The following is a 2,136-nucleotide window of genomic DNA, read 5'->3' as shown; positions in this document are numbered from 1 at the left end:
GCAGGTAGTTGTAGAGGCGGCGCAGCATCAGCAGCGCTTCCACGTCGTTCTCGAAGGCCAGGTCGGCCACGCCGCTCTTGGTGGTGTGGGTCACGGCGCCGCCCAGTTCTTCGGCGGTCACTTCTTCGTGCGTCACAGTCTTCACCACCTCGGGGCCGGTCACGAACATGTAGCTCGAATCCTTGACCATGAAGATGAAGTCGGTCATGGCGGGCGAATACACCGCGCCACCGGCCGAGGGGCCCATGATCATGCTGATCTGCGGGATCACGCCGCTGGCCATCACGTTGCGCTGGAACACGTCGGCGTAACCGCCGAGCGAGGCCACGCCTTCCTGGATGCGGGCGCCGCCCGAATCGTTGAGGCCGATCACCGGTGCGCCGACCTTCATGGCCTGGTCCATCACCTTGCAGATCTTCTCGGCGTGCGCTTCGGACAGCGCGCCGCCGAAGACGGTGAAGTCCTGGCTGAACACGAACACCAGGCGACCGTTGATCATGCCGTAGCCGGTGACCACGCCGTCGCCGGGGACCTTCTGGTCCTGCATGCCGAAGTCCACGCAGCGGTGTTCCACGAACATGTCCCACTCTTCGAAGGTGCCTTCGTCGAGCAGCACTTCCAGGCGCTCACGCGCCGTCAGCTTGCCCTTGCTGTGCTGGGCGGCGATGCGCTTTTCGCCGCCGCCCAGGCGCGCCGCGGCGCGCTTCTTTTCCAGTTGGTCCAGGATGTCTTGCATGGTGGTCTCTCCGGTGAAATCAGGAAGGGGCCTTACTCGAACAGGTCGAGCAACTGCCGTGCAGCGGTCGATGCGGCCAGCTGACCGGCCTGCACCTGCTGCGTGAAAAGGTCGAGCTTCTCGCGCACCTCGGGGTGCGCGCGAAAGCGCTGTTTGAGCCCGGCGTCGATGCGCTCCCACATCCAGGCCGTGGCCTGCTGCTGGCGGCGCGCGGCCAGGCGGCCGTTGGCGGTCTGCAACTGTTTGAATTCGCTGACCGACGACCAGAACGTGTCCACGCCCTGCCCGTGCAGCGCGCTGATCTGGATCACCTGCGGGTGCCAGATCTGCTGGTCGTGGTGGACATGGTCGGTGTTGCCGTGCAGGCCGAGCAGCCGCAATGAGGAAGTGATTTGCGCGCGGGCGCGGGTGGCGGCGTCGGGGTCGATGTCGGCCTTGTTGATGACCACGAGGTCGGCCAGCTCCATCACACCTTTCTTGATCGCCTGCAGATCGTCGCCCGCGTTGGGCAGCTGCAGCAGGCAGAACATGTCGCTCATGCCGTGCACCGCCGTCTCACTCTGGCCCACGCCCACGGTCTCGACGATCACCACGTCGTAACCCGCCGCTTCGCAGACCAGCATGGCCTCGCGCGTCTTCTCGGCCACGCCGCCCAGCGTGCCGCTGGACGGGCTGGGCCGGATGTAGGCCTTCTCGTGCACGCTCAGGTGTTCCATGCGCGTCTTGTCGCCCAGGATGGAACCGCCCGAGACAGAAGAAGAAGGATCGACCGCCAGCACCGCGACCCGGTGGCCCTGGCCGATCAGGTACAGGCCCAGCGCCTCGATGAAGGTGCTCTTGCCCACGCCCGGCACGCCGCTGATGCCCAGGCGGAACGCGCCACCGGAATGGGGCAGCAGCCCCGTCAGCAGCGCATCGGCCTGCTGGCGGTGGTCGGCGCGGGTGGACTCCAGCAGCGTGATGGCCTTGGCCATCGCACGGCGCTGGACGGCCGCACCGCCCGAAACGATGCCGGCCTGGATCTGCTCAGGCGTCACGCCACCGCTTTCCGGATCTGTTCCAGCACGTCCTTGGCGCTGGCCGGGATGGGTGTACCGGGACCGTAGACGCCCTTGACGCCCGCTTCGTACAGCATCTCGTAGTCCTGGCGCGGGATCACGCCGCCCACGAACACCACGATGTCGTCGGCGCCTTGTTTCTTGAGCTCGGCGATGATGGCCGGCACCAGGGTCTTGTGACCGGCGGCCAGCGTCGAGACGCCCACGGCGTGCACGTCGTTCTCGATGGCCTGGCGGGCGCATTCTTCCGGCGTCTGGAACAGCGGGCCCATGTCGACGTCAAAGCCCAGGTCGGCAAAGGCCGTGGCCACCACCTTGGCGCCGCGGTCGTGGCCGTCCTGG

The 2,136-nt window shown here is 66.8% G+C and carries 3 protein-coding genes; all 3 read right to left on the bottom strand.

Features of this window, described 5'->3' with window-relative positions; translation table 11 throughout:
• Positions 1-736, bottom strand: a 736-nt coding sequence (locus tag RMP09_RS23280; protein WP_310568356.1) for an acyl-CoA carboxylase subunit beta, incomplete at its 3' end; no start/stop codon positions are given.
• A gap of 32 nt (positions 737-768) precedes the next feature.
• Positions 769-1,773, bottom strand: a complete 1,005-nt coding sequence (meaB, locus tag RMP09_RS23275) for a methylmalonyl Co-A mutase-associated GTPase MeaB (RefSeq protein ID WP_310568355.1) — start codon at positions 1,771-1,773, stop codon at positions 769-771.
• Positions 1,770-2,136 (bottom strand): cobalamin-dependent protein (locus RMP09_RS23270; protein ID WP_310568354.1); only part of this gene is annotated, 367 nt, incomplete at its 5' end. The genes meaB and RMP09_RS23270, both read right to left, overlap by 4 nt.

The organism is Hydrogenophaga sp. (assembly GCF_031426985.1).
Taxonomy (GTDB): Bacteria; Pseudomonadota; Gammaproteobacteria; order Burkholderiales; family Burkholderiaceae_C; genus Hydrogenophaga.
The sequence above is the reverse complement of the archived record's forward strand: the minus strand, read 5'-3'. Positions and strand labels throughout refer to the sequence as shown.